This is a genomic window from Vicinamibacteria bacterium, from assembly GCA_035570235.1.
Classification (GTDB): domain Bacteria; phylum Acidobacteriota; class Vicinamibacteria; order Fen-336; family Fen-336; genus DATMML01.
This window is the reverse complement of record DATMML010000032.1, coordinates 1-2642: the sequence shown is the minus strand read 5'-3', so window position 1 is coordinate 2642 and position 2642 is coordinate 1. Positions and strand designations below refer to the sequence as shown.

Sequence of the window (2642 nt, the reverse complement as noted above, 5' to 3'; positions counted from 1 at the left end):
CTTGCGGCCGAACTCTGCTTGGGCAATGAGGCGTTCAAAAAGCAGAACTCATGCCGTCCGCCCTATTCTTATTTGGCACAATGAGTTGCGCGGAGCACACCTTAGAGGCTGGACGGCAGTCTCCACAAGGAGCAGCATCTGTGAGTCCCTAATTAACTGAAGCATATGATGTTAAACCGCCAGTGCGAGATTTTGATATGTTCAGTTCCTTGGATATTGCTCACTTGATACTTCAATGATTTGAATAGTGATTTAAGAATCAGCTATCGAGGGCAAAGCTCGGGATCGCTATGGTCACGGCCACGTAGGAGCGCCGTTCTCAATCAGCGGCTTGGACTTCGGCTGCCTCGGACGTCAGAAGCACTGCAGAAGTAGTGCCTTTCTAGGGAGGAAGCTCGAGGCTCAGCCCGTCAGTCCCTTACCAGACTCCAAGCACATGGATTTCGCGTGGGAGCGAGACCTCGTCTCTCGAAAGCTCGCAGGGCGAGGGAATCCATGCAAGCCCCGGACCTCCGCCGACCACTGGAGCCCTGGCGTCGCCCAGTTGCCGGACTCTCGACACCTGCTTTCGGGATGAGTCGCGGATCGGCACGAGACATGTGTCAAGCGACAGTGCGCAGGGTTGGGATCGCAGTCTCAATGCCCGCCCCCCCGTGGGCCGTCTCCAGTGAGCCCAAGCCGGCGCCCTATAATTCCGGGGTGAACTCAAGGCGCGCCCCCGTTCTCGCTCTGATCCTCGCTGCCTTGGGGTGCTCGGGGAAGAGCGGGACGTCGACCTTCCCCAAGGCCCCGCTCGTCCTAATCTCCATCGACACCCTGAGATCCGATCATCTTCCCGCCTATGGCTACCGGGCGGTGGAGACACCCCATCTGGATCGGCTGCGGAAGGACTCCATCCTCTTCGAGCACGCCTATAGCCACGCCCCGCTGACCTTGCCCTCCCACGTATCGCTCCTGACCGGCCTCCTTCCCTTCGAGCACGGCGTGCGCGACAACCTGGGCTATCGCCTCGACTCGAAGGCGCATCCCACTCTGGCGACGCTGCTCAAGGCCCAGGGGTACGCCACGGGCGGCGCTGTCTCTGCCTACGTCTTACGCGGCGCCACCGGCATCGGGGCCTCCTTCGATTTCTACGAGGATCGGATCGAGGCGCCGGAGGGAAGCCAAGCCGCGAGCCAGGCCCAACGGCGGGGAGGCCAGACCGCCGCCCTGGCCTCGAAGTGGCTGCAGCGGGTCAAGGACGGGCCGTTTTTCCTCTTCTTCCACGTCTACGAGCCCCACGCTCCCTACGAGCCGCCGGAGCCGTTCAAGAGTCGTTACCCGTTGGCCTACGACGGCGAGATCGCGACTGCGGATCAGATCGTAGGCGACTTTCTGGAGGAGTTGCGGCGGGCTGGGGTCTACGACCGGGCCCTGGTGATCCTCGTCTCCGACCACGGCGAAGGCCTGGGCGAGCATGGAGAGCAGGAGCACGGCATTCTGCTCTATCGCTGGGCCCTCCAGGTTCCCCTGCTCCTCAAGCTGCCGGGTGGGCAGCGAGCGGGGACCAGCCTGGCCGCGCCCGTCCAGCTGATTGACGTCGTTCCCACCGTGACCAGCCTCCTCGCCCTCTCCACGCCGGGCGGGCTTCGCGGACAGTCCCTGCTCGATCGCTCCCGCAAGCCGGAGCATATCTACGGCGAGACCTTCTATGGGCGGATTCACCTCGGCTGGAGCGACCTTCGCTCTCTGATCGACGATCGCTACCAGTACGTCGAGGGGCGCAAGCGCGAGCTGTACGACGTGGTCCGGGACCCCGGGGAGCTGAATGAAATTCAGGCGGGCGCGGTGGCGCGGGCCATGGCGACGGAGCTGGCCGGCTATCCCGCCGTGCTGGCGGGGCCGGGCGAAGTTGATAGCACGGAGCTCGTGAAGCTGACCGCCCTGGGTTACCTGAGCGGGGCCGTCAATGCCACCGGCCCCCTGCCCGACCCGCGGGACAGCATCCATGTCCTCCAAGACTTGAAGGCTGCCTTTCGACTCGCCGCCGATGCTCACGACGACCAGGCGGTGGCGGCGTTCCGCGAGATACTCGCGCGCTTTCCGGCTCTCTTCGACGCGCGGTACGAGCTGGCCGAGACCCTCGCCCGCCTGGGCCGCTTCGGGGAGGCCTACGAGGCCTACAAAGACGCCCTCCGATCGGCTCCCTCCCTAGCCGGACCCGTGTCGGTTGCCCTCGCTCGCGTGTGCCTGGAGATGGGCAAACTGGACGAGGCGGAGCTGAACGCGAAGATCGCTTCCAAGACGCAACCCGCGCTCGGCCATGAGCTGCTCGCCCGCGCGGCCCTTTCGCGGGACGACCTTGCCCGCGCAGAGCAGGAGGCCGAGTTGGCGATCGGCGACCCCGTCGCGGAGCGGAACCGCACCGTGGTCCTGGCCGAGGTTCAGATCCGGCGGGGCAAGTTCGTGCAGGCCCTGGCCACCCTGGACGCGGGGGCGCGCCTGATCCGAGAGACCGGGGCGTCCCCCCTTCTCGACCTCCAGTTTCTGAGGGGAGATGCCCTGGCCCGCATGAGCCGCTACGAAGAAGCGGAAGCAGCTTTCGGGCAAGAGATCCAGGACTTCCCACGGAACTCCCAGGCCTACGCTCGCCTGGCCATCCT

Annotated in this window: 1 protein-coding gene; it reads left to right on the top strand. The window is 64.9% G+C overall.

The window, feature by feature from the left end; translation table 11 throughout:
* Nucleotides 1-699 precede the first annotated feature (699 nt).
* The coding region (locus tag VN461_05155) for a sulfatase-like hydrolase/transferase (protein ID HXB54148.1) at nucleotides 700-2642 on the top strand (1943 nt) is incomplete at its 3' end.